Genomic DNA, 26,170 nt, shown 5'->3' with positions numbered 1-26,170 from the left:
GCATCGTCACTAGGTCGATCGCTCAACGGCGCCTGCCGATTGGACCAGACGGGGAGCGTTCCTTTATGGCCCCATTCCATTCGGTGAAATCGGACACGCAGGTATTGACCGATCGCTCTCAGGGAGGCGTGGGGCGCCACAGTCGGGTCAGTTCCCGGTGCTGTGACGGGGTCAGCGCCGCATCCCGCAGGCGCAGGTCATAGAGGCTGCGGGCGGCCTCTACCTGGTCGCTTCCCGCGAGGAGCCGCACCAGCCGGACCGCCGGCCAGGGATTGTCCGGATGCTGTTCCTGCAACGCGGTAAGCCGCAGCTGGGCCTGCTCGGACCGTCCCGAACGCTCCAGCCATTCGGCCTCCAGCAGCGCAAGGCGAAGGTGGTTCGGCCAATCTGCCCGGGCTTTGGCAATGCGGTCGCGCAGCGCCTCGTCGGCCGGCCCGCGCATCGCGATCGCCAGCGCATTGGCCTGCTTGTCCGCGTCGTCCGGCGCAAACCCGGCGGCGCCGATCGCGTCGAACAGCAGGCCCCATTCGGCATGGCTGGGCCGCTCGGCCGAAACCGCCTGAAGAAGCCGCGCCCGCCCGGCCACAGCACCGGCCGACGGGGCTGCCGCGAGCAGGCCTCGCAGTACCGCGGCATGTGCCTCGATGCGCGCCTTTGCCGTTTGCAGCCGAGTGCGGGTCGCCGGAGGCAGAACTTGCAGCAGCGTCTCTGCAGCCGCTTCCGCATCGGCCCAGCTTTCCTGCAGCCGCGCGGCCTCGTCCAGCGGTTCCAGAAGGCCCAGGAACTTCACCATTCGCGTGCGCGCTACGGCAATGCCCGGCCTGCCATAGGACAGCGCGGTGATGAGCCCATGCAGCGACGACCCGACATAGGCCTCGGCATGTGCGATCAGACCGGCGATCTGCCGTAGTCCTTGCGGCTGGTCGACGATAAGCGTCGGCACGTTCATGAACGCCATCGCCTCGCGCGCCAGGGCATCATCGCCATGGCAGGGGCCGATGGCCAGCAGCACTGGCACCGCCCGCAGCGTCGTGGCGATGCGATTGATGGCGGCGCAGGCGGCGCCGAGATCGCCGCCGATGTAGCGGTCGTTGAGATGCACGGCGATCCAGCGTTCCGGTACGGCCACACCCTGCGCGTCGAAGGCGGCTTGTGCTGCGGGACGCAATGTCGCGGCTGGCCAGACCTCGCTGATGGTCAGCGCTGTGTCCGGCACGATCTCGGTGGGTGTCCCCGGTGCGCCGAGGAAAACGCGGCTGGCCCTATCGCGCAGCGTGACGTGATCGGCTCCGGCAAGAGCCAGGTCGCGCAGGTCGCGGGCCCAGGCACCTTCGACCGGGAAAGGCACGCCGGGCGCATTCCAGGCCAAGCGGGCGCCGGTCGTCGCCGCCAGGATGGAAGCCCCCAGCCAAAGCGAAGCATAGGTGAAGTCGGACCGGCGGAAGGCGCCGGCATAGTCGGGCAGCGGCGTCGGGCTGGCATGAATGATGTTGCCGCCGCCGATCAGGCAGAGATCCGGTGCCGGATCTCCGGAGAAGGCGGCGATCGGCCGGGCCGGCCAGCAATCCGCCCAAGCCGGCGCGCCACCGCGCGGCGAGTAGCAGCGCAGCGTCACCGGGCCATCGCCCAACATATGCGCCGCGATGTGCGGGAAGAGCAGATCGCCGTAGTTGCCGACGTCGAAGGTCCCGAACAGAGCTGCGCTGCGCGTTGCCGGCTGTCCGGACATCATTCCGGACTGCGTTCGCTCAGTCCACGCTTGCGATAGGCGCGGCGATGTTCATGCGAACGGTAACCGATATCCATCTTCTGATAGTCGGGGTCGTGGTCCATGAACAGGTCACAGATCAGCCGGACATGCGGCGTCGCGATCTGCTCGTCGTTGTAGACTTCAACGATGGTCGGGAAGACCGAGGGTTTCATCGTCGGTGAAATCGCGAAGGACCAGTCGTAGTCGTCAAACAGGATGACCCCGCCAGGCTTCAGCAGTTCCTTCAGCAGCAGCGTCGCCGGCGCGTCATGATGAAAGGCATGCGCACCGTCGAGGAAGACGAAGTCGAAAAGCGGAACACTCTCCCCGGCCGCACGGCGCGCCAACAGCATCTGCGCCAGAGACCAGCTGTAGCTGTCGAGCTTGCGGCGTGAATTGCAATGATAGACGACATTCGTGAAGCCCAACCCATCGAGATCAGGCTTCAGGTCATCGAGGCGGTTCGCATAGTCGAACAGATGGTACGTCCCGCGATTCTCCAGCAAGCGACAGATCGCGACCGAGGTTGCGCCGATTCCGACGCCGACCTCGCACACTACCGGTTGTTGCTCCTGCTCCAGCAACGCGGCGACCAGCGTCAACGCGTGCTCGCAAGGCTTCGCGATGTGCACGTTCGCCGGATCGCTCAACTTCTCCAACATGCCAACCAACTCCTTCGGTCTCGTGCCAGAGCAATCCGGCCTGCGGGTGATTGTCAATTGGCGCAACGCTGCTTCCGGCGATAGTGGCTGCCTTGATCTGCCACGCGGTGGTCATACGCCGGCTGCCACCGCACACCGTTTTGAGAAGGGGAAAGGCGTCGATGCGCATGGTCGGGCGACTTCCATCGGATCGAAATGCGACCGGGACACCGAAACACGCGATCTACGCAGGTGAGAAAGCGGTCCTGGCACTCACGGGCCTGTGATGATGCGATGGATCGGAGCGATGCTGGGGAGGCAGGCAACTCGGCATGGTCGGCGGATCAAGGGGCACAAATTTGTTTCCACGCCACCTTTGACCCTCGCATGTGGCTCGCGGTTCCGCCTCGCTTCCATCGCCACCCGAGATTGTTTCGAGCGACGGACAATGCCCGCTTGCTCAGAATGGCTGACACAAGCAGAAGGCCTTCTGCTGAATGACTGGAGTGACCCCGGTTGGACGAGATTCGATGCGCTCGAACTGTAGCCACGACGCGGCGGAAGCTTGGTGCACAATGAACGGCACCTGGCGCTCGATCGCCGGCCGCCGCGCCGTCATGGCCGACTGGCGTAGCGCGCGTCCGTCGCACACCACGCCGCGCATGATGTCGAAGCGGTGTCGCACGGCAGGCGCTTGGCCGAACGATGCCGTGCCCGGCGGCGGGTGCGCGAAACCGGCTGGAAACGCCGGCGCAGTGGCAGCCGGCATGACAACCGGCGCGCGGCGAGCGCGACAGGTCCCCGCCGGATACTCGGCGGCCGACGCCCGCTGACGCTCGCGGAGGACCAGGCCTTGCTGACCGTCTCGTCGTTCGAAGAACTCGCCGCGGCACTTCGCACGGCGCCGGACGGTGCCGAGATCGGCCTCGCTGCGCCTGTCTACCGGATCACGGAGAGCCTTGCCGTCGCCCGACAACTGACGCTACGCGGCTGCAACCAAAATGATCCGCCGCTTCTCATCTTCGCTGACGGCCGCTGCGATCTATCCGTTACGAGCAACGGCTGCAGGCTTGAGCATCTGGCTTTCACGGCCCGCGGCCACCGGGCCATCGCACTGCTGCGGGTGGCTGCGGATGCGTGCCGCCTGCTCTCGCTCACGCTGCTCGGTGCGCAGGGAAGCGGTTTGCGACTTGAGCATTGCCACGACACATCCGTGCATGAGCTTGTCGCACAGGACCTGGGGCAGGAAGCGGTGGTCGCCTTGGGCTGCACGGGGCTCAACCTCTCGCTGCGTGGCCAGGACCTCGGCCAACGGGCCGCCGCTTCCGCCATCCGCCTGATCGACTGCCGAAGCTTCCAGGTCGAGGCCGAGATTGCGGGTGTTTCGGGGAGTGCCGTCGCCATCGAGGAGGCGGAGGGTCAGCCCGGCCCCGTGGCCGGCATCGTGGGACTGCGCGCGCGGGGCATGCAGCGCGCCCTGTCTGTGCTCGGGCGGCGCGATGCACCGGCCTCCGGGCTTTCCGCACGCATTCACGGACACGACTGGTCGGATGTCGGCGTGCTTTTGTCGAATGCCGAGGATGTCACGCTGCATCTCGCCATGCCGGACGTCGACGCGATGCCGGCCGTGAGGATCAACGGCGGCTTTGGCCTGCGCCGCTCGACTGTCGTATTGGCCAGCCTTAATGCAGACGAATCCGCACCGCCTCCGACCGGCCTCGTCGTAGGGCACAACGAACCATCGTACGGCAATGCGATCCGCATGCGACGCGACGTTTTCGAGCAGAACGTCCGGCCGGCGACATGTCTGCCGCGGGCGCTGCGGCAGCGACTGCAGGATGAGGTCGAGCCCGACTTTCTCACCTATGAGCAGGACGGCCGCTGCAGCCTTTGCGGCTGGGTGGGCCGCTTCCGTCGCACGCACAGGAGTGAGCGTGAAACCCTGGCGTGTGGCGCCTGCCGGGCGACGTTGCGGTACCGCGGTCAGGCAGAGGTGATCTGCGGGCTCGTCGATGCAGGCCGGTATGCAACTCTCGCTGACCTTGCGGCGAGTGGTGCCCTCTCCGGGCTCGCGATCTACGAGCCCGGAACCAGTGGGCCGCTCCGCCCGTGGCTCAGCCAGGCCGGCCGATATGTGCAATCAATCTACCAGCCTAACCTTCCGAGCGGCACGCTGCGCGCCGACGGCCATGTCTGCCAGGATCTCATGGGCACGACGTTCCCGGATGCCAGCTTCGACTTCATCGTGACGTCAGACATTTTCGAGCATGTGAGGAAGCCCTTCGTGGCCTTCGCGGAAATCCGCCGCATCCTCAGGCCGGGGGGGACGCATCTCTGGACGGTGCCGATCGGCCTGCCGCCGCCCGCTGAAACGCGCGCCCGCGTCGACACCAGCGGGCGTGAAGATCGCATGCTGCTGGAGCCCATCTATCACGGCTCCGGGTCCGATGGGCTGTCCCTCGTCTACACCGATTTCGGCCGTGACATTGGCCGTCTGTTGGCCGGGATCGGCCTGCCAACCCGGGCCGTGCGGCATGTGGTGGGCGAGGATCGTCACGTCGCTGGTGTCACCTTCGTCTCGGTCCGGCCGGATGAGGAGCCTGCGGCTTCGTGAGCCACACCGTGGTGTGAGCGTTCCACCGAAGGCGGCGTTCCGAGAAGGGCCGGATCCTGTCGGCCAGACTGCCCAAGGCTTGTGGCACGCTCGCGATCACCCGTCCGTCGGCTTTCTCGAGCCGATGGATGCCGAGCCGGACAGGACGCCGGTCCGACCACCACGAAAGGCCGCGCTTTCGCCCGGGGCACGACCCGGCCCTCCTACTCTGCATCCGGCCATTGATGGGTCGTAACCGATGAAGCGGGCATTGCTGGCGTGGCTGGGGCGTGTCGGCCTCCGTGGCCAAACCACCGAGGCGTGCGCGCTGCACGGGACCTTCCGCCTCGCCTGGGGACCGTTGCTGCGAACGGCGACGCCCCATCCGTTGCCGCCAATCGTGGAGGAAGCGATCGCCGCAGGAGCCGGGGCGCTGCGGCAGACTATCCTGCCCGCGCGCCAACTTCGCCTGGAAGGCAGGCTCAACAGTGATCCTGCCCGCCGGGCCGCCGGTCAGGTGAAGGCGAGTTTCCCGATGCTCCTGAACCTGGCCCTTGCGGCCCGGCTCGGTCCGGACGGTCTGCGACGACCGGCGCTTGCGAAGATCTCCGATATCCTGCTGGCTTGGTTGGCAGCGTATCGGCCTACGGGAAATCCGATCGACGAGCGCTTCTTCCTTCTGCTCTTTCTCTCTATCGACTTGGTCCTGCCGTCGTTGCCCGGCACGGCGCGGTTTGCGCTCAGGACATGGCTGCGTGATTTCGTCACCGCCGGCGATCGCTTCTTCGCACGTCGACCTCGCAATGACTTGGCGCGCCGCCTCGGCATATCCGCTCCGACAATGGGCCGGAGTTCGTGGCGAAGGAGGTGCGCGGCTGGCTTGGCCGGATCGCCGCGACGAATTGGCGGCGCTGGCGTCCGCTGAGCCGGCCTCGCCGCCGGCCCTGATGCCGAACCTCGCGCAGGTGTACGCCGCGAAGGTCGCCCAGCTCCAGTCGGGGCTACAGGCCGGCAAGGGCACCGAGGTCCTGGAAGCCGCCCGGGCCCTGATCGACAAGGTCATCCTCACCCCTGGCGACGGGCCGGACGACCCGCCCGGCATCGAGCTGGTCCGGCACCTCATGGCCATGCTCCAGGCCGGCGGGGCCTTCGCGAACGGCGCCGATGAGACCAGCCGCAGTCTCATCAACGCCGTATCCACCGGTTCGGTTAAGGGGACTATGAGGGGGCGGCGCCCCTCCGATCTACGCAGCTCGAACTAGCCGGATAGTCAGACCGCCTCGGGCGAGCGACGGTGCGGCAGAGCGCAGGCCGCGACGGCCGCCAGCAGCATCGCCGCCACCCACCAGGCCTGCCACGCGCCGAAGGACAGCATCGCCGTGATGGCGGCGGAAGTCAGCGCCCCGGTCGCGGCCGCCGGCGACGGCGCTCGGGAAGCCGCCACGCCGAGGAACCAGGCGAGGAGCGCCGCAAGCGCCGCACCGATCGCGCCGAGCTCTAGCCAGAGTTGCAGCGCCCCATTGTGCGGATGCAGCGGTAGGATGTGCACATGCGGTTCACTGAACCAGCGCCGCTGCGCCGGATCGGTCACGCGCATGCGGTCGAGCGCCTCCGCACCCGGCTGTTCCCGACCGCCAGGGATCTCCCGGCTGGCTTCCATGCCCCAGCCGATCAACGGGCGCTCGGCGATCCGTGCTGCGGTGAAATCCCAGATCAGCATGCGATGCAGGGCGGAGGTCGGCAGGCGCTCCACCGGCAGGGTCGGGACGGCTGCGACCAGAAGCGGCATCACCAGGATCAGCCCCGCGAGCCCGGCGCCGATTAGTCGCGGCACGGCCCGCGGGGCGAGTGCGGCCGCCCCGGCCGCCAGCAAGCCGAGTATGGCCGCGATCTTTGCCGTATCGCCGGGAAGCGCGATCAGCATGACGGCCCCCGCCAGGACGAAGGCGATGCGCGAGGACATCGGCCAGGGCAGCGCGACCGCCAGCGGCAGCAGAAGCGCCATCACCGATCCGGCCGGCTTCAGGCCGAAGGCGAGCGTCGCGGGCACTTCCCGCAGCCCGCGCACCGCGGCGCGGATCGCGTTGCCGCTCATGCTGTCAAAGCCGGCCGTGGCAAGGCCCAGCAGCAATCCCACGGCCAGCAGGATCACGAGCTGCTTGCGCCCAGGCGCATCGCTGCCGGTCGCGGCGGCCGCGGCCATGGAACCTAGGATCACCATGGCGAGAAGCGACAGGCTTGTGGTCAGCGCGCGCCCCGGCTCGATTGCCCAGGCCGCGCTGAACGCGGCCCACAGCCCGAGGGCCAACGCCATGCCGACCGCCGCGCCGGCAGGGCGCGGCACTGCCCGGTCGCGCCGCCAGGCGGACAGGACGCAGAGCAGCATCGACACCAGCGCGATCGGCGCCATGGCGCGCGATTGCAGTACGGCGGCGAAAGGCGCGATGGCGAGGGCGACGGCGATGGGCAGGGCGGGGGAGGTGGCGGGCACGGATGGTTCCGAATGATCACTGGCGCGGACGGAGGGGCTCTGCCCCTCCGGACCACCCCGCCAAAGGCCGAAGGGCCTTTGGAAACCTTGACTTGGCGCCGGATGCCCGATGCGCGCGGACGTCGACGTCGCGCATCATGACGCACTGGGCGATGGGACCGCGGCGCCCGGGCAGCAGGAACGATTTCCAAAGGCCGCGGGCCTTGAGGCTTGGAGAAGGGCGGCGCCCCTCTCCAATGGCACCCGTCACACCGCGGCGATGCTCTCCCGCCGCAGCTCCACCGCCAGCGCGTCGAGCGACTTCGCCACGCGATCCAGCATCTCCGTCACTTCCGCCTTGGTGATCACCAGCGGCGGTGAGAAGCCCATGCTGTCATTGGCCATTGCGCGCAGGATCACGCCGTTCTCCTCACCGAGCTTGCACAGCCGCGGGCCAGCCTTCTTCGCCGGGTCGAAGGGCTTCTTTGCGGCCTTGTCGGCGGAGAGTTCGATCGCGCCGATCAGCCCGACGCCGCGCACTTCGCCGACGATCGGGTGGTCGGAGAACCGCTTGCGCAGTTCCGCCTGCATGTGGGCACCGACTTCGGCGACGTGATCGACGATCTTCGTCTCGTCGTAGATCTTCAGCGTCTCGATCGCGACGGCGGCGGCGACGGGGTGGCCGGAATAGGTGAAGCCGTGGCCCCAGGTGCCGACGGTGGAGGAGCCTTCGGCGATGCCCTGGAACACCTGCTCATTCACCATCACCGCCGAGATCGGCAGGTAGGAGGAGGACAGCGCCTTCGCGCAGACCAGCACGTCGGGCTGGATGTTGAAGGTCTGCGAGCCCCAGTAGCTGCCGGTGCGCCCGAAGCCGCAGATCACCTCGTCCGCGACGAACAGCATGTCGTACTTCTTCAGCACCGCCTGGACCTTCTCGAAATAGGTCTTCGGCGGAACCAGCACGCCACCGGCGCCCATGACGGGCTCGGCCCAGAAGGCGGCGCATTCGTCCGCGCCACCCTCGGCGATGATCTTGGCTTCCAGCTCCTCGGCAAGGCGGGTCGCGAAGTCTTCCTCGGACTCGCCCGGCTTCGCCTCGTGGTAGTGGTGCGGCGTGCCGACATGGATGAAGCGGCCATTGGCGATCGGCGCGTCGAACAGCTTGTGGTTCGCCGGCAGGCCGGTGAGCGACGCTGCGGCCAGCGTGATGCCGTGATACGCCTTCAGCCGCGCGAACACCTTCTTCTTGTTCGGCTTGCCCATGGCGTTGTTCATGTACCAGATCATCTTCAGCGCGGAGTCATTCGCCTCGGACCCCGAATTGCCGAAGAAGACCTTGCTCATCTTCGACGGCGCGCGCTCGATCAGCATCTCCGCCAGATCGATCATCGGCTCGTGCGACTTCGCCGTGAAGGAATGGTAGAAGGGCAGCTTCCGCATCTGCTCGGTCGCCGCATTCACCAGGCGCTCATTGTCGAAGCCGAGCGAGGCGCACCACAGCCCGGCCAGCGCCTCGATGTATTCCTTGCCCTGGTCGTCGTAGATCTTCACGCCCTTGCCGCGGGTGATGACCAGCGGGCCGGTCTGCTGGAACGCCTTCGCGTCCGTGTAGGGGTGCAGCACGTTCGCGATGTCGCGAGCGGCATTCGAATTGCGCGGCGGGGTCATGGGAAGGGCCTTCTCCGGGCGAAAGAAGGGCGCACCTTAGGCCCGGACGCGCCCCGCCCCAAGGGGCGCGGTTGCGGCACGGCCATCCGCGCGCCACTTTGCCGCGCGAAGGAGCCAACCATGACCGAGATCAAGCCGCATGCCGCTCATTGGGGCAGCTATGATGCCGTGGTGCGGGATGGGCGCGTGGTCGGGGTCAGGCCATTCCATCGCGACCCGTTCCCGGGCAGCCTGATCGAGGCCGTGCCAGACGTCGTCCACGCCGCCTGTCGCGTGGACCGGCCCCATATCCGCAAAGGCTGGCTGGAAGGCCGCCGCAAGGGCGCGTTGCGTGGCGGTGACCCCTTCATCCCCGTCTCCTGGGACCGTGCGGTGCGACTGGTGGCGGAGGAAACGCGGCGCGTTCGTGCCGAACACGGCCCGACCAGCATCTTCGGCGGTTCCTATGGCTGGTCCTCGGCCGGGCGGTTCCACCACGCGCGCAGCCAGCTGCAGCGCTTCCTCGGCCTGGGCGGCGGCTATACCGGGCAGATCAACGCCTATTCCTACGCCGCGGCGCAGGCGCTGCTGCCGCATATCCTCGGCACGAACGAGGTGCTGCTCGGCCGCACCACGGATTGGGCGGCGATCACGCGGCATTCGAAGGTGATGCTCTGCCTGGGCGGGCTGCCGCTGCGCAACGGCTTCGTCACCTCGGGCGCGGCGGGTGTGCATTCCAACGAGATCAACCTGCGCCGCGCCGCGGAGGCGGGGCTGCGTTTCATCCAGATATCCCCCAACCGCGCCGACGTGCCCGACTGGTGCAGTGCGGAATGGGTCCCCATCCGTCCGGGCAGCGACACGGCGATGCTGCTGGCTATGGCCCATGTGATCATCGCGGCGGGCAGGGAGGATCGCGACTACCTCGCCACGCGCTGCGTGGGCTGGGACAAGCTGCGTGCCTACGTCGCCGGTGAGAGCGACGGCGTGGCCAAGACACCGGAATGGGCCGAGCCCATCACCACCATTCCCGCCGCGACGATCCGCCGCATCGCGTTGGAACTCGCGGATAACCCCGCGATGCTGACCGCGACCTGGTCGCTCCAGCGTGCCGACTACGGCGAGCAGCCCTATTGGATGCTTGCTGCGCTCGCCGCGATGCTGGGCAAGATCGGCAAGCCGGGCGAGGGCGTCGCCTATGGCTATGGCAGCGTGAACGGCATGGGCGAACCGCGGCATGAGGTGCCGTCCTTCTCCATGCCCGCCACGCGCAACCCGACCGGCGCCTTCATCCCCGTCGCGCGCATCACCGACATGCTGGAGAACCCCGGCGGCGCCTATGATTTCAACGGGCGCACGCAGAATTACCCCGACGCGCGCATCATCTGGTGGGCCGGCGGCAACCCATTCCATCACCACCAGGATCTGAACCGCATGCTACGCGCCTGGGCGCAGGCTGAGACCATCATCATCCAGGAACAGCACTGGACCGCCGCGGCGCGCCACGCCGACATCGTGCTGCCGGCGACGACCACCCTGGAACGCAACGACATCGCCAGCAGCGGCCGCGACCGCTTCGTGCGCGCCATGCACAAGGCGATCGATCCGGTCGGCCAGGCGCGGAACGACCACGACATCCTCGCCGACATCGCCGAGGAACTCGGCTTCCGCGACCGCTTCACGGAGCAGCGCAACGAGGATGCCTGGCTGCGCCATCTGTTCGAGCAATGGCGTCAGAATTGCGCGCGCCTTGGCTACGACACGCCGGATTTCGACAGCTTCTGGGCGAAGGGCTGGTGGGAGGCCGACCCGCCGACGCACGGTCAGGAGTACACCCAGTTCGCGCAATTCCGCCTCGATCCCGAGGAACACCCGCTCGATACGCCATCCGGCAAGGTCGAGCTTTTCAGCGAGACCATCGCCTCCTTCCGCTACAACGACGCGCCGGGCCATCCGGTGTGGATCGAACCGCGCGAATGGCTCGGCGGCGAGCAGGCGCAGCGCTTTCCGCTGCATCTGCTGTCCTTTCAGCCCGCGACGCGGCTGCATGGGCAGCTCGACCCCGGCCGCGTCGCCGCCGCCGACAAGATCGAGGGCCGCGAGCCCATCACCCTGAACCCGGAAGACGCCGCCGAACGCGGCATCGCGCCCGGCGACATCGTGCGCGTCTTCAACGACCGCGGCGCCTGCCTTGGTGGCCTGCGCACCGATCCTGGCCTGATGCGCGGCGTTGCCATGATGGCGACAGGCGCCTGGTACGATCCGCTGGAACCCGGCGTGCCAGGCAGCCTTTGCGTCCATGGCAACCCCAACGTGCTGACGCCGGATATCGGCACGTCGCGCCTTGGCCAGGGTCCCTCCGCGCAATCCTGCCTCGTGCAGGTCGAGAAATGGACCGAGGCCCTGCCACCCGTGCGCGCCCATGTCCCACCACCGATCGAGGAGGCCACAGCATGATGGACCGTCGTGCTCTCCTGGCCGCGCCGCTGGTTCTCACCGCGACGGCGCTACGCGCCCAGCCGCTGACGATCCGCCCCGACACGACGGTGGTGCCGGGCCTCCAGCAGAGCCTGCTGATCCGCTGGGGCGATCGCGTCACCTTCGACGCGCCGGCCTGGGAGCCCGCCCGCCCGACCGCCGAGGCCGCCGCCGCCCAGTTCGGCTGGGACGCCCGCATCCTTGCTGCGATCTCCACGCAGGCGGCGGATGACGGCGTGGCGCGGGCCGTGCTCGCTGTCGCGCATCCGACTGTCGATGCGGGGATGGCCTTCCCCGGCGGGCGGGACCGGCCGGATGTGGCCGGTGCGATGCAGGGCGTCACGCTGCTCAACCTCGCCCGCCGCGGCGGCACTTGGCTGGTGATTGACGGCGGGTACCAGAACCGCCGGCTGACGTCGGCGACGCTGTGCCGGATCGGTAGCGATGGCGGACCATCGGCCGGCATCCTTGGCGTCACCGGCGGGTGCGCTACGCCCTGGGGCAGCGTGCTGCTCGCCCAAGGCGCGGCCGCCGCATGGGCCGGGCGCCTGCCGGGCGTAGACCCTGCCGGCACCGGCATGCTGGTGGAACTCGATCCGTCGGACCCGGTCTCGGTGCCGGTCAAGCGGCTCGCGACCGGGCGCTTCGGCGCGGTCGACGCCGCCGCCGGCCTCGCCGCCGATGGGCGCGCGGTGGTCTGGATGGTGGATGGCCGGCCGGGTGGATACCTCTATCGCTTCGTGTCCGACGAGGCAGCCGGCGCGCTTGCCCTCGATACCGGCCGAATGGCGGCCGCGCGCATCGAGGGCGGATCGCTGCGCTGGCTGCCGCTGCCGGACGGCGACGCGCTTGCTGTGGCCCGCGACGTGGGAGCGACCCCCTTCGACCAGGCCCGGGCCGTCGCGTTCGACCCGGAACGCCGCCGGCTCTGCATCGCGATGAGCGGCGGGCCTGGGCGCGTGATCGAGATCCGCGCCGCCGCCGGGGATGCCGCCGCCGAGACCGGTATCGCGGAGCCTCTGCTGGACGGCCGCGAGGCCACCATCCAGCCCACGCGCCGCGGCGAGGCGCAGCCCTCGGCACCGGCCTGGCCCTGGGCCCCGGCCTCGCTCGGTTTCGACCGCGACGGCGCGCTGCTGGTCGGCACCGATCGGGGTCAGCGCCCCGGCGCCTTGCCCGAGGCTCTGTACCGGGTTGGCGTCGAGGGCGGTGAGCGCGGCCGGCCGGCCCTGCTCGCCGCCATGCCGGCGGGTGCCGCGGCGGGCGGCGCGGCCGTGGCGGCCGACGGCACGGTCTTCGCCGCGGTGGCACATCCCGGCGCGGCCCCGGGCGCGACCTGGGCCGCGCCGGCCACGCGCTGGCCGACCTTCAATCCCGATGAGCCCCCGCGCAGCGCGGTGCTGGTCCTGGCGCGCTGACGCCGGCTGCAACGGATTCTTCACACGAGCAGCAGTTCCAGCGTCTCGGCGGTGCGGTCAAAACCGTGCCGCCGCGGACCGCCGTCCGTGGCGCCTGTCCCTCGCGGGGCACACCCTTCACGGACGGAGCCCATGCCCGACACGTATCCCGTTGACGCAGTAGCCACCGATGTCGAGATCGAGGACATCGGAAGCAACCCGGACCCGCGGGAGACCATCGGCGAACTCGTCGACCGCCGCCTGACGCGCCGCGCCGCGCTGCGCGGCCTCGGCGGCGCCGCGGCCGCGGCGACGCTGGCCGACCAGCTCGTGGCCGGCGCCCGGGAAGCCTCGGCGCAGGTGCCGATGACAGGCGGCCCGTCCAGCCTGACCTTCCCCGAACTGCGCCACCAGCTCGCCCAGCGCGACGCGGTCGCGGAGGGGTATGAGATCCAGGTGCTGCTGCGCTGGGGCGATGCCGTGCTGCCCGACGCGCCGGCCTTCGATCCGGCGGCGCAGACCCCGGCCGCGCAGGCCATGCAGTTCGGCTACAACAACGACTTCATCGACTTCCAGCCGTTGCCGCAGGGTTCCCGCAGCGCCGATCGCGGCCTGCTGGTGGTGAACCACGAATACAGCAATGCCGAGCTGATGTTCCCCGGCCTCGGCGCCGGTTCCGCCGCGCGCAACCGCACCACGGCCGAGCAGGTGAAGGTCGAGATGATGGCCCACGGCCTCAGTGTCGTGGAGATCGCCCGTACCGACGGCCGCTGGGCGGCGGTGGCCGACAGCCGCTTCAACCGCCGCATCACCGGCGAGACGCCGATGCGCGTCAGCGGCCCGGCCGCCGGCCACGACTGGCTGAAGACCAGCGCCGACCCGACCGGCACGCGCGTGCTCGGCACGCTGAACAACTGCGCCGGCGGCAACACGCCGTGGGGCACGATCCTCACCACCGAGGAGAACTTCAACTACTACTTCAGCGGCGCGGCCGCGAAGACCGGTCCGCAGGCCGAGGCGTATCGCCGCTACGGCATCGTCGAGCGCGCGATGTTCCCCTGGGGCCGCTTCGAGACGCGCTTCGATCTCGACAAGGAGCCGAACGAGCCGAACCGCTTCGGCTGGATCGTCGAATTCGACCCCTACGATCCGCAGAGCCAGCCGGTGAAGCGCACCGCCCTCGGTCGCTTCAAGCACGAGGGCTGCACGCATGTCGTGAACCCCGACGGCCGCGTCGTGCTCTATTCCGGCGACGATGAGCGGTTCGACTACGTCTACAAATTCGTCACGGCACGGCCGTGGAACCCGAATGACCGCGCGGCCAATCGCGACCTGCTGGATGACGGCACGCTGTTCGTTGCCCGCTTTGCCGATGACGGGAAGGTGCAGTGGCTGCCCCTGACCCATGGCGAGGGCCCGCTGACCCCGGCGAACGGCTTCCCCAGCCAGGCCGAGGTGATGATCAACGCCCGGCGCGCCGCCGACCTGCTCGGCGCGACGCCGATGGACCGGCCCGAGGATGTCGAGACCAACCCGGTGACGGGCCGGACCTACGTCATCCTCACCAACAACGGCAACCGCCGGGAAGACCAGGTGAGCCCCGTCAACCCGCGCGCGCGCAACGCGCACGGGCATATCATCGAGATCGTGCCGCCGGCGCCGAACGGTCGCCCCGACCATGCGGCGACGGAGGCGCGGTGGGAGGTCTTCCTGCTCGCCGGCCGGCCCGGCCAGGATGCCGGGGCGCGTTATCATCGAGCGACCAGCGACCAGGGCTGGCTGTCCTGCCCGGACAATTGCGCCTTCGACGCCAAGGGCCGCATCTGGATCTCGACCGACGGCGCGCCCGGCGCGGCGGGTGTGGCGGATGGGCTCTATGCCGCCGATACGCAGGGGCCGGGGCGGGCCCTGACGCGGCTGTTCTACCAGGCGCCGACCGGGGCGGAGGTCTGTGGGCCGTGCTTCACGCCCGACGACACGACGATCTTCCTCGCCATCCAGCATCCGGCCGAGGATCGCGGATCGTCCTTCGACCGGCCGTCGACGCGCTGGCCGGACTTCCAGGACGCCATGCCGCCGCGGCCTTCGGTGATCGCCATCGTGAAGCGCGGCGAGGGGACGATCGGCGAGTGACGCGAACGGCATGAGGCCGCGCGCCGCTGTCTGACATGGAAAGGGGGCCTCGCGGCCCCCTTTTCGATTACTGCTGCGTCACCGGCGCCGGCGCGCTGCTGCCGCTGCGCGAACCGCGGCGCGTGCCGGCCGCCGAGGCAGTCTGCGTCCCGCGACGCTGGCGGGACGCGCTGGCCGAGCCACGGTTGCGGCGCTGGCGGTTCGCCTCGGTGCGGCGGCTGCGGCGGGAGGAGGCACGCGGCGCATCGGTGGAGGCGGCGGTCGCCTCCGTCCCGGCGGCGCGGGTGCGGCTGCGGGCCGCATCGGCGGGGCTGAGCGTGCCGAGGGCAAGCATCAGCCCGGCGGCGAGGAGGAAGGCGCGGAACATCAGAGGGTCATCCTTTCGGCCGGTAGGACCATGGAGCGGTCGGCACGGTCGAGGGGATCCGTCCCTTACATCGGCGTCTACACCTCCTATCCTGTCGTAAGACTATCGGATAAATGACTGATTCGACATGTTTACGGGCGCAGCGAGAGCCGCGCGAGGCGCACCGCCTTCAGGGCCTTGGCAGGTTCGTTCGCTGCCAGTTCGGCCGCCGCGCTGCGCAGATAGGCGGCAAGCCATTCCACATGCCGGGGCGGTTGGCTGTTGCGCACCTCCTCGAGTGCGAGCCGCGTGCCGGCAATGCCAAGCGCGGTGCCCGCGGCGCGGCTGCGGCCTTCGCGCAGGTCGTCCTCGACCTCGGACAGCAGCTGGTCGAGCAGTGCGGCGGTGCCGTCGATGTTGCTGGGCAGGCGTGCCGTCGGGTCCGCCAGCGGGGTGTCGGCCGGCGCGAACTGCCTGCCGGCGGCGGGCAGGCTGATATGCGAGAGCAGGTCCAGCATGGACTTCGCGAGCGGGGTGTTGGGCATCGATCTGCTCTCCCTGGCAGCAGAGGTTCCGGCGATCAGTCTGGGCCATGTCGGACAGCCCGCGATGACTGGCAAGATGGCGCGTGGTCCCGGGTGATGAAACCCGGCCCGGCGAGGCCAGCCGGCGGCGGTGCTATCGCCGCCGCAACCCGTCGGCGACCAGCGTGCAGCCGGCGACGGTCGCCATGATGGCGAGGCCTGGCCACACGGCCGCCCAGGGGGCGCTGAAGACCAGTTCCTGCGCATTCGCCAGCATGTTTCCCCAGGACGGCGCCGGCGGGCTGATGCCGAGCCCAAGGAAGGACAACGTCGATTCGGCGAGGATCGCGCCCGCGCAGGCCAGGGCGGTGGCGACCGCAACCGGCGGCAGCAGCGCCGGCAGGACGTGACGGCGCAGGATGCGCGTCTCGGTAGCGCCAAGCGCGCGCGCGGCGCGGACATGGTCGCGCGACAGCGTCGCCAGCGCCGCGGCCCGGGCGAGCCGCGCGACGCCGACCCAGCCGAACAGGGCCAGGATCACGACGATCCGCATCACGTCCCCCGCCGCTTCCCCGCGCGCCGGCAGGCCGATGCGGGACGGGTCCGCGGCGGCGAGCAGCACCAGCAGCGGCAGGGCGGGCAGCGCCAGCATGAAGTCCGCAAGACGCATGACGAGCGCATCCGCGATGCCGCCGCGCCAGGCGGCGAAGACGCCTGCGGCCGTGCCGATGGTGGTCGCCGCCAGGGCCGCCGCGAGCCCGACCGCGAGGGACACCCGCGCGCCGTAGAGCAGTCGCAGCAGGATGTCGCGCCCGAGGTCGTCCGTGCCGAGCGGGTGCGTGGCCGATGGTGGCTCGAACCGCGCGAAGAGGTCCGGGGTGAAGGCGTCGTGGCCGAGCGCGTCGCCGACCATCGGCGCGACGACCGCCGCGATCGCGAGGAGGCCAAGCAGGGTGAGACCGATGGCGAGGCGGATCATCGCTCACGCAGCCGGGGATCGAGCGCGCGCTGCGCGAGGTCTGCGCCGAGCGTCGCGAGCATCGTCACGAGCGCCACCAGCAGCAGCGCGACGAGGGCGAGGTTCGTGTCGTTGCCCATCACGGCGTCGTAGAGCAGCTTGCCCATTCCCGGACGCGCGAAGACCGTTTCCGTCACCAGCGCGCCGCCGGCGAGCGCGCCGGCGTCGAGCGCGGCGATCTGCAGGATCGGCAGCGCGGCATTGGGGAAGGCGTGCCGCCACAGGACGCGGTGTTCCGAGGCGCCGCGGGCACGGGCGGTGCGCACCCATGGCTCGGTCAGCGTGGCTTCCAGGCTCGTTGCCGAATGCCGTGCATAGGCGGCGAGATGCGCGACCGCCAGCGTCGCGACCGGCAGGATCAGGAAGGACAGGCCGACGCCGCTCTCCGCGACGCCGCCCGCCGGCAGCCAACCCAGCGTGACCGCGAAGGCAATGATGAGCAGCATGCCGAGCCAGAAGGTCGGCATCGCTTGGCCCATGATCGCGACGGCATCGACGAAGGGCGCCGCCCGCGGCCACGACGCCGCCAGCGCCCCGAGCGCGATGCCGGCCGCAAGCGCGATGAGCAGCGCCGTGCCCGCGAGGGTGAGCGTGGAGAGCAGCGCCGGCCAGAGCAGCGAGGCGACGGGCTGGGCAAAGAGGCGCGAATAACCGAACTCGCCCCGCAGCAGGCCCGATGCCCAGGCGAGGTAGCGCTCGGTGAAGGGGCGATCGAGGCCATGCAAGGCCCGCAGGCGCGCGGCATCCTCGGCAGACAGGCGCGGGTCTCCGGCGATGGCGACCTCGATGGGGTCTCCCGGCATGAGCGCGATGAGGGCGAATGCACAGAAGGACAGGATCGCAAGGGTAAGTGCGACCTGGAGCAGGCGCTTCGCGATCATGAGCGCGAACCGGAAGGGCTTTGGCCCACGAAGATTGGCGGTGGCGGGTGGATCAGGAAGGGGCTCTGCCCCTTCCCGAACCCTACCCCGGCAAAGGCCGAAAGGCCTTTGCGAACCTCGATCTGGCACTGCGCGCATGGGATCGAAACGTCGCTGTCATACGGCTCTGCGCACGAAGGGGTCTTGAGATCAGGCGAATTGGTTTTCGCGGCCGGCGCCAAGTCACGGCGGTCCAGGCCATCCATGGCCTGGCGGGGAGAGATTCGGAGAGGGGCGGAGACCCTCTCTAATCCAACCTTCGCGCCAATGGGGTGTTGCCTTCCCCGCACCCAGACCACCAAAGGTCGAGGAGCCTTTGGAAGCCTCCATCCGGAGCCTGGGGCGACAGTCGGGATCGTGACCATCGCGCGATGCCCGACGCGGCAGCGCAACGGATAGAAATAGAAGGGGGTCCGGGGGAATTCACTTTCCCCCGGCCTTACGGCGCGCAGTGACACACCGCCTCCACCCGGTTCCCGTCCGGATCAAGCAGGAACGCCGCGTAGTATTGCGAATGGTAGTCGCGCAGTCCCGGCGCGCCGTCATCCGCACCGCCATTCGCCACGCCGGCGGCGTGGAACGCATCCACCGCCGCCCGATTGGGCGCGCGGAAGCACCAATGCCGGCGATCCGCATGCACCGGCCCGCCCGCCGCGCGGATGGACAGGTAGGTGTGGCCGGCGTCGTCAGGCCGGTTGCGGATGCCGTAGCCGATCGAAGCATCCGACCGGCCTACGCACGGCACGCGCAGCGCCGCCATCACCGCATCGTAGAAGCGCGCTGCGCGCGACAGGTCCGACACGGTGATGGAGACGTGATCGAGCATCAGCGCGCGCGCCACTCCTCTGCCCAGAGCGTCGACACGTTGAGATGCCCCGTCGGCCGCACGCCATCGAGCCACGTCGGCCAGACATGCGCGTCGGCGCGGAACCACAGCGGGATGGACGGCAATTCCTCGGCATAGATCGCCTGCAGGCGCCGCCACATCTCGCGACGCCGCGTCGCGTCCAGCTCCTCGGGCAGGGTGTGCGTCAGCACATCCATCTCGGCGTTGCGGTAACCGCCGTAGTTCTGGCCTGACCAGTTGCGGTCTTCGCGCGGGATCTCGTCCGAATGCAGCGTGGTGCGCGGCACGCTCTCGGGCGCGCTGATCCAGGCGAACATCGCTAGACCCTGGAAGCGGCGGCGCGACAGCGTCTCAGCGAAGAAGACGCGGGGCGGCTCGTTGCGGATGCGCGTCTCGACACCCGCGGCGCGCCACATGCCCTGCAGGACCTGCTGCACCTGTTCGCGCGCGCGGTTGCCGGCGGTGGTCATGAACTCCAGCGAGAGCCGCTCACCGGCGGCATTGCGGCGGATGCCGTCGGGGCCCGGCGTCCAGCCGGCGTCATCGAGCAGCGCGCGGGCGCGGGCGAGGTCGAAGGGCCATTGCCGGACCTCCGGATCGAACATGGCGTCGAGCGGATTGACCGCCGAATGCGCGACCGGCTGGCGGCCGGCGAACAGCCGCTCGCTGATCTGCGCCCGATCGGTCGCCAGCAGCAGCGCCTGCCGCACGCGGATGTCGCCGAGCGCCGGATGATCGTGGCGCAGTTCCAGATGCTCGTAGATCAGCCCTGGATGGTAGTGGAAGCGGAACCGGGTGCCGGCGCGGCGTTCCAGCGCGATGGCCTGCTCGAGCGGCAGGCCGAGCTCGCCCGCCACCATGTCCACCTGGCCGGCGAGGAGCTGCGCCTCCAGCGCCGGCGTGTTCTCGACTGCGCGGATGGTGATGCGGCGGAAGCCTGGCGCGGTGCCGTTCCAGGCCGGGTTGCGCTCCAGCGTGACCGAGGAACCCGGCTGCACCGCGGTGATGCGATAGGGACCGTTCCACAGCGCCGGATTGGTCGTCTCGGTATCGTAGGCGGTGCGGGTGCGATAGCTGCGAGGATCGGCCTCCCACCGCGCGCGCTCGATATGCGCGGGCAGCGGCTGGAAGTCGGCCATCGAGGCGTATTCGAAGGTGACGCGGTCGAGCCGCAGCGTGACCGTGCGCTGATCGACGACGATCAGCTCATAGGCGCTGCGGTAGAATTCCGCTGGGCCGAAGCCGGTGGCGGGATCGCGGCCTGCCTCCCACGCGAAGCGCAGATCCTCGGCGGAGACCGGCGTGCCGTCGCCCCAGCGAAGCCCCTCGCGCAGCCGGTAAGTGACCCGGATGCCCGGCTTACCCTCCGGCGTGGTTTCCAGCACCGCGAGGCCGTTCTCGATGGAGGGCAGCGTCTCACAGGTCAGGCAGGTCAGGCGCCAGTCGGCGCCGTAGGCGGTCAGCGGGCGGCGCGCGAAGCCGAGAACATAGTTCTTCGCGATCATGTTCTCGATGTTGGGGTGGTAGGTCGACGGGTACTGCGTGATGCCGATCGTCAGGGTATCGCGCGGCTGGGCGGCAGCGGGGGTGGCCGCCGCCAGCAGCAGCGCGGCGAGGCGCAGCCTCACTCCACCGCGTCCTTCACCTTCGCCTCATCGACACTCGCAACGCCGCCATGCGCCTTCGACCAGCTCACCGGGTCCTCGAGGAACTTGCGCACTTCCTTGAGCGCCGCCTCGCTGAAATACGGGCGCTCGCGGCAAACCTCGAGCACGTCCCACCAGGTGCAGAGGTGGTGCAGGTTCAGCCCCATCTCCTTCAGCTTCTCGAAGGAACCGGGGAAGACGCCGTAGTAGAAGACGACGAAGGTGTGGTCGCAAATCGCACCGGCATCGCGCAGCGCGTTGGCGAAGCGGATCTTCGAGCCGCCGTCCGTCGTCAGGTCCTCGACCAGCAGGGTGCGCTGGCCGATCGGCACCTCGCCCTCGATCTGGGCGTTGCGGCCAAAGCCCTTCGGCTTCTTCCGCACATAAGCCATGGGCGCCATCATCCGGTCGGCGATCCAGGCGCCGAAGGGGATGCCGGCGGTCTCGCCGCCCACCACCACGTCGATCGATTCATAGCCGACATGGCGGCCGATCTTCTCGACGCCCAGTTCCATGATGCGGTTGCGCGCGCGGGGGAAGGAGATGATCTTGCGGCAGTCGATATAGACGGGGCTCTTCCAGCCGCTGGTGAAGGTATAGGGCTCCTCGGGCCGGAAATTCACGGCCTTGATCTCGAGCAGGATGCGCGCGGTGGTCAGGGCGGCGTCGCGGTCCCAGTCGGAGGCGTGCAGCGCGGTCATGGCGGTTCGTCCTGGTGGTGGTCCTTCGCTGGGCTGTCGTAGTCGGCGGGGCGCGCCGCGTCCATGACGGAGAACGACGTCTGGGTCCTGGCGGACCCGCGCGCCGGCACTGCGGCGCAGGCGATCGGGATTGCGGAGCGCCTCGGCCGGCCGTTCCGGACGGTCGATCTCGCCTGGGGCAGGCTGGCCGGACTGCCGTTGCGGTGGGCGACGCTGGCTGGGCTGGCCGGCGATACGCGGCAGGCGTTCGGCCGGCCCTGGCCAGTGCTGGCCATCGCCGCCGGCCGGCGCAGCGCACCGGTGGCGCTTTGGCTGGCACGGCAGGGTGTCCGTACCGTGCACTGCATGCGCCCGGGCTTCAGCGAGGATCGGTTCGATCTGCTGGTGGTCGGCCGGCACGATTCGCCGCCGGTTGCCCCCAACATCCTGCCCATCCTGGGGGCGGCCCATCGCATGAGCCCCGGCCGCCTCGCCGCCGCGAGGGAGGAATGGCGCGCCTTCTCCGAGTTGCCGTCACCGCGCGTCGCCCTGCTGCTCGGCGGACCGCCGCGCGGGGAGGGGATGGCGCCCGGCACCGCCGCCGCCATGGCCCGCTACGTCGCAGGCTTCGCCGGCTCGGTGCTCGCCACGGGTTCGCGTCGCACCGGCGCGGCCGCGGAGGCCGCGGTGGCCGCGGCACTCGGCGGGCTCCCGCAGCATCTGCATCGATGGGGCGGTGATGGGCCGAACCCCTATGCGGGGATGCTCGCCTGGGCGGACGCGATCGTGGTGACGGGCGATTCCGTCTCCATGCTGTCCGAGGCGCTGGCGACCAGCGTGCCGGTCTTCATCGCCGATCCGGGCGGGCTCGGCCCGCGGCACCACCGGCTGCACGACAGCGTCTATGCTGCCGGACAGGCGAGACCGTTGGCCCAGGCGCCGGCACCATTCGCGCGGGCATCGCTGGACGAGACCGGCCGCGTCGCCCGCGCAGTGGCGGAGCGATTCCTGCGTTCCTGAGGCTCGGAGGTTGCCATGCGTTTCGTCTTCGGTTCGATTCCGATGCTCCTGTTGGCGACCGCGGCCACGGCCCAGCAGCCCGCCCGCCCGCCGGGCCCGCCCGTGCTGATCGCCTGTCCGCCTTCCGTCGAGGTGACGGCCCGCGATGAGATCCATCCTCCCCCCGGCTGGACGGTGCGGCCGGAACGCCAGCGCCACTGGCTACGCGGCGCGGATCTGTTCGAGGGCGACCCGGCCGAGCGGGTGCAACTCCGCCCCGAAGCCGATCCCCGGACGCGGCGCGAATGGTGGGACCTGGGCGACAGCCGCCAGGCCTATCGCCTGGTCTGCCGGTATGAGGGGCTGGAATCCGGCATCATGGCCGCCGTGCCGGCCGGCGCCCGGCGCTGCGAGGTGACCAGCCGGCGCGAGAACAGCCGTGGCATGCGGCAGGGCCGGGTCGTCAGCGGACCGGAGCAGGTGGTGGTCGCCTGCCGCTGAACCGCCACTGGCCGAACGCCGTCATCTTCGCGATGATCGACCGGCGTCATCAGCCCAGGGGGTCATGCGCCATGAAGATCATCGGCCTGTCGGGCAGCTTGCGCCGCAGTTCGTTCAACACCGCACTGCTCCGTGCCGCTGCGGGGCTGATGCCGGATGGCGCGGAACTCGGCGTCGAAACCATTCACGGCATCCCGCTCTACGATGGCGATGTCGAGGCAGCCGAGGGCATTCCGCCGGCCGTCGCCGCGCTGAAGGACAAGGTCGCGGCGGCGGATGCGCTGCTGCTGGTGACGCCGGAGTACAACAACTCCATGCCCGGCCCGTTCAAGAACGCGATCGACTGGATGTCGCGGCCGCCGGCCGATGCGGCGCGCGTCTTCGCCGGGCGCAAGGTCGCATTGATCGGCGCCTCGCCGGGCGGCTTCGGCACCATCCTGTCGCAGAACGCCTGGCTGCCGGTGCTGCGCACGCTCGGCTGCGAGCTGTGGACCGGCGGGCGGCTGATGGTCTCGCGCGCCGGCGGGGTGTTCGATGCCTCCGGCGCGCTGACCGATGCGGGGGTGGAAAAGCAACTCCGTGACTACCTGGCGGGCTTCGTGGCCTTCGCCGGGCGGTAGTTATCGCCCGGTGAAGGATGGGGCGCGCTTGGCCATGAAGGCGTCGCGGCCCTCGCGATGGTCCTCGCTCTGGTAGAGCAGGCCCTGGGCGTCGGCCTCGGCCTTCAGGAACTCGGACAGCGGCGCGGTCAGGCCGCGGTTCACCAGTTGCTTCGCCATGCCGTTCGACAGCGGCGCGGTCGCGGCGATCTCGCGCGCCAGGATGCGCGCGTCGTCCAGGGCGGCGCCGGGCTCGGCCAGGGCGTCGACCAGGCCGAGGCGGGCTGCTTTCTCCGCCGGCACGGGCTTGCCCCGGAACATCATCACCTTCGTCGGGCCGAGGCCGATGCGCCGCGGCAGCGTCCAGGCCGCGCCGAGGTCAGGCACCAGCCCCACCTTGTTGAACGAACAGGTGAAGACGGCCGCGCGCGAGGCGACGACGATGTCACAGGCCGAGGCGATCGACATGCCGGCACCCGCCGCATGGCCTTCGACCGCGGCGATGACGGGCTTCTCGCCCTCAATCAGCAGGCGGAGCATGCGGTGGCTGACGCGCATCATGCGGGCGCGACTCTGCAACGCCGTCTGCTGGCCCATGGCCGAGATGTCCCCGCCGGCGCAGAAATGGCCGCCCTCTCCGGTGAGGATGATGACCCGGCAGGCGGGGTCGGCGAGGCCTTCCTCGAGATGGCGGATCAGCGCCTCCCGCAGCGGGGCCGCGAGGGCGTTGCGGCGGCGCGGGTTGCTCAGCGTCAGCTCCAGGACGCCGTCGGCGAGGGCGGCGCGGGTGGTGGGCTCCGCGGCGGGCGGGGGTGCCGTGTCGTTCATGGCGTCATTTCCTCTCTGGGCGGCGAGAGTAGGAAGCCGCGACGGGGGCAGCAACCGCACGGGCCGGACGCGAGAGGCATCGCCGGGGTTCGGGGCTGTTGGGTTGCCGGGGCGGCCGGGACCCTTCGGACGATCTTGATCCTTCAGCGATCGAGATTGGAGGGGCTTTGCCCCTCCAAGCCGCCCCAGCAAAGGCCGAAGGGCCTTTGCAAACCTTCACTTGGCGTTGGGCGCCGCTGCCGGAATGATGCCCGAACCCGCCTTGTGCACCGCGCGCGCCTGGAGGGGTCAATGAGGCAGGGATGCCCGGCACAAGGAGATTGCGGTCCAGGTGCTCCAAGCACCTGGCGGGGTGGTTCGGAGGCTCATACTCCTTTATACCGAACTGGATTGTAGGGGAGATCTTAGCTCATACGAGCGAGCGACGGTGAACTTGGTCACCTTTCATTAGGCGATGGATGGTCAACGCGGGGCATCCGTCCCACGGATCTTTGCTTATGTTCGTGGTGGCGGATCGTCGTCGGCCGCGTCGCCTCGCTTACGGTGCAACCGACCTTAACGGCAACCGAGACGCTCGTTGCCCCAGCACTATCCGTGCGGCTCGCTCACGAACCTCCGGCGAAACCTTGTTGTTGGAATTTCCGACAATCCCCGAGCGGTTCACAACGGCTGCTGGGGCGGACGTCAGCAGCGGAGATTGGTGGCGATGCCGACGGTTTGGCGCTTGCGTCCCTCGATCGTCTTGCCTGAGCCTGAGCCGCGCGAACGGCCGCCTTCGGCGGTCCTTCACGCTTGTCGCCGCTGGCAGATGCGGTGCGATGAATCAGCCGTGGTCCTTAGCTCCGCAATGTCGGCCGCGACCATCTCTGATGCCAGTTCGGGGAGCTTGACGGTGTGCGACCAGTCGAGCACTCGCTTCGCCTTGGCGGCATTGCCGATCAGCAAATCGACCTCGGTAGGGCGGAAATAAGCAGGGTCGACCCGCACGACAACCTTCCTGGCCTCCTTGCCGGTGCCGGTCTCGCTCACGCCTTCTCCGCGCCAGTCGATGGTTATGCCGACCTCCGCGAAGGCGAGTTCACAGAAGTGGCGCACCGTGTAAGTCTCGCCGGTGGCGAGCACATAATCATCGCCCTGCTCCTGCTGGAGGATGCGCCACATGCCGTCCACAAAATCCCGCGCATGGCCCCAGTCGCGCCGCGCATCGAGGTTGCCAAGGTAGAGGCAATCCTGCTGTCCGAGACTGATCGCTGCCACCGCGCGCGTGATCTTGCGGGTGACGAAGGTCTCGCCGCGGCGCGGGCTCTCATGGTTGAACAGGATGCCGTTGGAGGCGTGGATGCCGTAGGCCTCGCGGTAGTTAACTACGATCCAGTAGCCATAAAGCTTCGCCGCGGCATAGGGGCTGCGCGGGTAGAAGGGCGTGGTTTCGTCCTGCGGCACGGCCTGCACCTTGCCATACAGCTCCGAGGTCGAGGCCTGGTAGAAGCGCGCCGTCTTCCCCATGCCGAGGATGCGGATCGCCTCAAGCATGCGCAGCGTGCCGAGCGCATCCGAATTCGCCGTGTATTCCGGCGTCTCGAAGGACACAGCGACGTGCGACTGCGCTCCGAGGTTGTAGATCTCAGTCGGTTGCACCTGGCCCATGATGCGGATCAGGTTGGTCGCGTCGGTGAGGTCGCCGTGATGCAGGCGGAAGGACGCACCCGGGACGTGCCGGTCATGGTATAGGTGGTCGATCCGGCCGGTGTTGAAGGAGGAGGAGCGGCGCTTTATGCCATGCACCTCGTACCCCTTCGCCAGCAGCAGCTCGGCGAGGTAGGAGCCGTCCTGGCCGGTAATGCCGGTGACGAGGGCGACCTTACGGTGATCTGACATCCTATTCCTCCCGTTGCGAGCCGCTTACGCGGTATCAATATTAAACCGTCTGTGTGCGGACTTTGACCCGCCAGCAGGCTTATTCAATCTGCTTTTTTTGAGATCAAAGCTATCTACCGCGCCGCCGCGCGAGATCGGCCTCGACCATCGCCGCGATCATCGCTTCGAGGTCGGTCTCTGGCGACCAGCCGAGGTTGAACGCGCCCGCGACGCATCGCCCGCCGTCACATCCAGGTCGGCAGGGTGTAGGAAGGCGGGATCGACGATGATGT

At 69.3% G+C, this 26,170-nt stretch carries 23 protein-coding genes; 9 read left to right on the top strand and 14 right to left on the bottom strand.

Features of this window, described 5'->3' with window-relative positions; all coding sequences use genetic code 11:
• Nucleotides 1–118 precede the first annotated feature (118 nt).
• The 3 genes from GXW78_RS10105 to GXW78_RS10095 form a co-directional block, all read right to left on the bottom strand.
• Complete coding sequence (locus GXW78_RS10105; RefSeq protein ID WP_211868410.1) at nt 119–1,729, bottom strand: polysaccharide pyruvyl transferase family protein; 1,611 nt, start codon at nt 1,727–1,729, stop codon at nt 119–121.
• The gene (locus GXW78_RS10100) at nt 1,729–2,412 is read right to left on the bottom strand and encodes a class I SAM-dependent methyltransferase (protein ID WP_211868408.1); all 684 of its coding nucleotides are present in this window, start codon (nt 2,410–2,412) and stop codon (nt 1,729–1,731) included. The genes GXW78_RS10105 and GXW78_RS10100 overlap by 1 nt, the downstream gene beginning before the upstream one ends.
• Before the next feature lie 439 nt (nt 2,413–2,851).
• Nucleotides 2,852–3,076, bottom strand: a complete 225-nt coding sequence (locus GXW78_RS10095; protein ID WP_211868406.1) for a hypothetical protein — start codon at nt 3,074–3,076, stop codon at nt 2,852–2,854.
• Nucleotides 3,077–3,115: 39 nt separating this feature from the next.
• Between GXW78_RS10095 and GXW78_RS28465 the strand changes: the two genes are divergently transcribed.
• The 3 genes from GXW78_RS28465 (at nt 3,116) to GXW78_RS10080 (ending at nt 6,246) form a co-directional block, all read left to right on the top strand.
• The gene (locus tag GXW78_RS28465; RefSeq protein ID WP_211868404.1) at nt 3,116–5,005 is read left to right on the top strand and encodes a methyltransferase domain-containing protein; all 1,890 of its coding nucleotides are present in this window, start codon (nt 3,116–3,118) and stop codon (nt 5,003–5,005) included.
• Nucleotides 5,006–5,243: 238 nt separating this feature from the next.
• The gene (locus tag GXW78_RS28275) at nt 5,244–5,909 is read left to right on the top strand and encodes a hypothetical protein (protein ID WP_211868402.1); all 666 of its coding nucleotides are present in this window, start codon (nt 5,244–5,246) and stop codon (nt 5,907–5,909) included.
• Between the two features lie 22 nt (nt 5,910–5,931).
• Nucleotides 5,932–6,246 (top strand): hypothetical protein, encoded by a 315-nt coding sequence (locus GXW78_RS10080; protein WP_211868400.1) that lies wholly within the window; start codon nt 5,932–5,934, stop codon nt 6,244–6,246.
• Between the two features lie 8 nt (nt 6,247–6,254).
• Here GXW78_RS10080 and GXW78_RS10075 read toward each other — a convergent pair whose 3' ends face one another.
• Both GXW78_RS10075 and GXW78_RS10070 read right to left on the bottom strand, forming a co-directional pair.
• Nucleotides 6,255–7,475, bottom strand: a complete 1,221-nt coding sequence (locus GXW78_RS10075; protein ID WP_211868398.1) for an O-antigen ligase family protein — start codon at nt 7,473–7,475, stop codon at nt 6,255–6,257.
• 246 nt (nt 7,476–7,721) lie between these two features.
• Nucleotides 7,722–9,125, bottom strand: a complete 1,404-nt coding sequence (locus GXW78_RS10070; RefSeq protein ID WP_211868397.1) for an aspartate aminotransferase family protein — start codon at nt 9,123–9,125, stop codon at nt 7,722–7,724.
• A 120-nt stretch (nt 9,126–9,245) separates the two neighbouring features.
• Between GXW78_RS10070 and GXW78_RS10065 the strand changes: the two genes are divergently transcribed.
• The 3 genes from GXW78_RS10065 (at nt 9,246) to GXW78_RS10055 (ending at nt 15,112) form a co-directional block, all read left to right on the top strand.
• The gene (locus tag GXW78_RS10065; RefSeq protein WP_211868396.1) at nt 9,246–11,561 is read left to right on the top strand and encodes a molybdopterin-dependent oxidoreductase; all 2,316 of its coding nucleotides are present in this window, start codon (nt 9,246–9,248) and stop codon (nt 11,559–11,561) included.
• Nucleotides 11,558–13,000 carry an alkaline phosphatase PhoX gene (locus tag GXW78_RS10060; RefSeq protein WP_211868395.1) on the top strand — a complete coding sequence of 481 codons (1,443 nt, stop codon included), beginning with the start codon at nt 11,558–11,560 and terminating at the stop codon, nt 12,998–13,000. The genes GXW78_RS10065 and GXW78_RS10060 overlap by 4 nt, the downstream gene beginning before the upstream one ends.
• A 132-nt stretch (nt 13,001–13,132) precedes the next feature.
• On the top strand, nt 13,133–15,112 hold the full coding sequence (locus tag GXW78_RS10055; RefSeq protein ID WP_211868394.1) for a PhoX family protein: 1,980 nt from the start codon (nt 13,133–13,135) through the stop codon (nt 15,110–15,112).
• Between the two features lie 67 nt (nt 15,113–15,179).
• On the opposite strand, the gene GXW78_RS10050 is transcribed toward GXW78_RS10055, so the two are convergent.
• From GXW78_RS10050 to GXW78_RS10020, 7 genes are all read right to left on the bottom strand, one after another.
• Nucleotides 15,180–15,479, bottom strand: coding sequence for a hypothetical protein (locus GXW78_RS10050; RefSeq protein WP_211868392.1), 300 nt, complete (start codon nt 15,477–15,479; stop codon nt 15,180–15,182).
• 131 nt (nt 15,480–15,610) lie between these two features.
• A complete protein-coding gene (locus GXW78_RS10045; RefSeq protein ID WP_211868390.1) occupies nt 15,611–15,976 on the bottom strand; it encodes a hypothetical protein in 366 nt (121 codons plus the stop codon).
• A 160-nt stretch (nt 15,977–16,136) separates the two neighbouring features.
• On the bottom strand, nt 16,137–16,961 hold the full coding sequence (locus GXW78_RS10040) for an ABC transporter permease (RefSeq protein WP_211868389.1): 825 nt from the start codon (nt 16,959–16,961) through the stop codon (nt 16,137–16,139).
• Nucleotides 16,958–17,881: an ABC transporter permease gene (locus GXW78_RS10035; protein WP_211868387.1), complete on the bottom strand. Its 924-nt coding sequence runs from the start codon at nt 17,879–17,881 to the stop codon at nt 16,958–16,960. Before GXW78_RS10035 ends, GXW78_RS10040 begins: the two co-directional genes overlap by 4 nt.
• Before the next feature lie 478 nt (nt 17,882–18,359).
• Nucleotides 18,360–18,746: a VOC family protein gene (locus GXW78_RS10030; protein ID WP_211868385.1), complete on the bottom strand. Its 387-nt coding sequence runs from the start codon at nt 18,744–18,746 to the stop codon at nt 18,360–18,362.
• Complete coding sequence (locus GXW78_RS10025) at nt 18,746–20,395, bottom strand: peptide ABC transporter substrate-binding protein (protein ID WP_211868383.1); 1,650 nt, start codon at nt 20,393–20,395, stop codon at nt 18,746–18,748. The genes GXW78_RS10030 and GXW78_RS10025 overlap by 1 nt, the downstream gene beginning before the upstream one ends.
• The gene (locus tag GXW78_RS10020; protein WP_211868382.1) at nt 20,392–21,114 is read right to left on the bottom strand and encodes an orotate phosphoribosyltransferase; all 723 of its coding nucleotides are present in this window, start codon (nt 21,112–21,114) and stop codon (nt 20,392–20,394) included. Before GXW78_RS10020 ends, GXW78_RS10025 begins: the two co-directional genes overlap by 4 nt.
• A 63-nt stretch (nt 21,115–21,177) precedes the next feature.
• On the opposite strand from GXW78_RS10020, the gene GXW78_RS10015 reads away from it, so the two are divergent.
• From GXW78_RS10015 to GXW78_RS10005, 3 genes are all read left to right on the top strand, one after another.
• Nucleotides 21,178–22,113: a mitochondrial fission ELM1 family protein gene (locus GXW78_RS10015; protein WP_211868381.1), complete on the top strand. Its 936-nt coding sequence runs from the start codon at nt 21,178–21,180 to the stop codon at nt 22,111–22,113.
• Nucleotides 22,114–22,128: 15 nt separating this feature from the next.
• Entirely contained in the window at nt 22,129–22,593 is a 465-nt protein-coding gene (locus GXW78_RS10010) for an STY0301 family protein (protein ID WP_211868380.1), read from the top strand.
• A 71-nt stretch (nt 22,594–22,664) separates the two neighbouring features.
• The gene (locus GXW78_RS10005) at nt 22,665–23,213 is read left to right on the top strand and encodes an NADPH-dependent FMN reductase (RefSeq protein WP_211868379.1); all 549 of its coding nucleotides are present in this window, start codon (nt 22,665–22,667) and stop codon (nt 23,211–23,213) included.
• On the opposite strand, the gene GXW78_RS10000 is transcribed toward GXW78_RS10005, so the two are convergent.
• Together GXW78_RS10000 and gmd are read right to left on the bottom strand one after the other, a co-directional pair.
• Nucleotides 23,214–24,020, bottom strand: a complete 807-nt coding sequence (locus tag GXW78_RS10000; protein ID WP_211868378.1) for an enoyl-CoA hydratase/isomerase family protein — start codon at nt 24,018–24,020, stop codon at nt 23,214–23,216.
• 786 nt (nt 24,021–24,806) lie between these two features.
• Entirely contained in the window at nt 24,807–25,898 is a 1,092-nt protein-coding gene (gene gmd, locus GXW78_RS09995) for a GDP-mannose 4,6-dehydratase (RefSeq protein WP_211868377.1), read from the bottom strand.
• Nucleotides 25,899–26,170: the final 272 nt, after the last annotated feature.

The organism is Neoroseomonas terrae (assembly GCF_018129025.1).
Classification (GTDB): domain Bacteria; phylum Pseudomonadota; class Alphaproteobacteria; order Acetobacterales; family Acetobacteraceae; genus Neoroseomonas; species Neoroseomonas terrae.
This window is presented reverse-complemented; position numbering and strand designations above follow the sequence as displayed.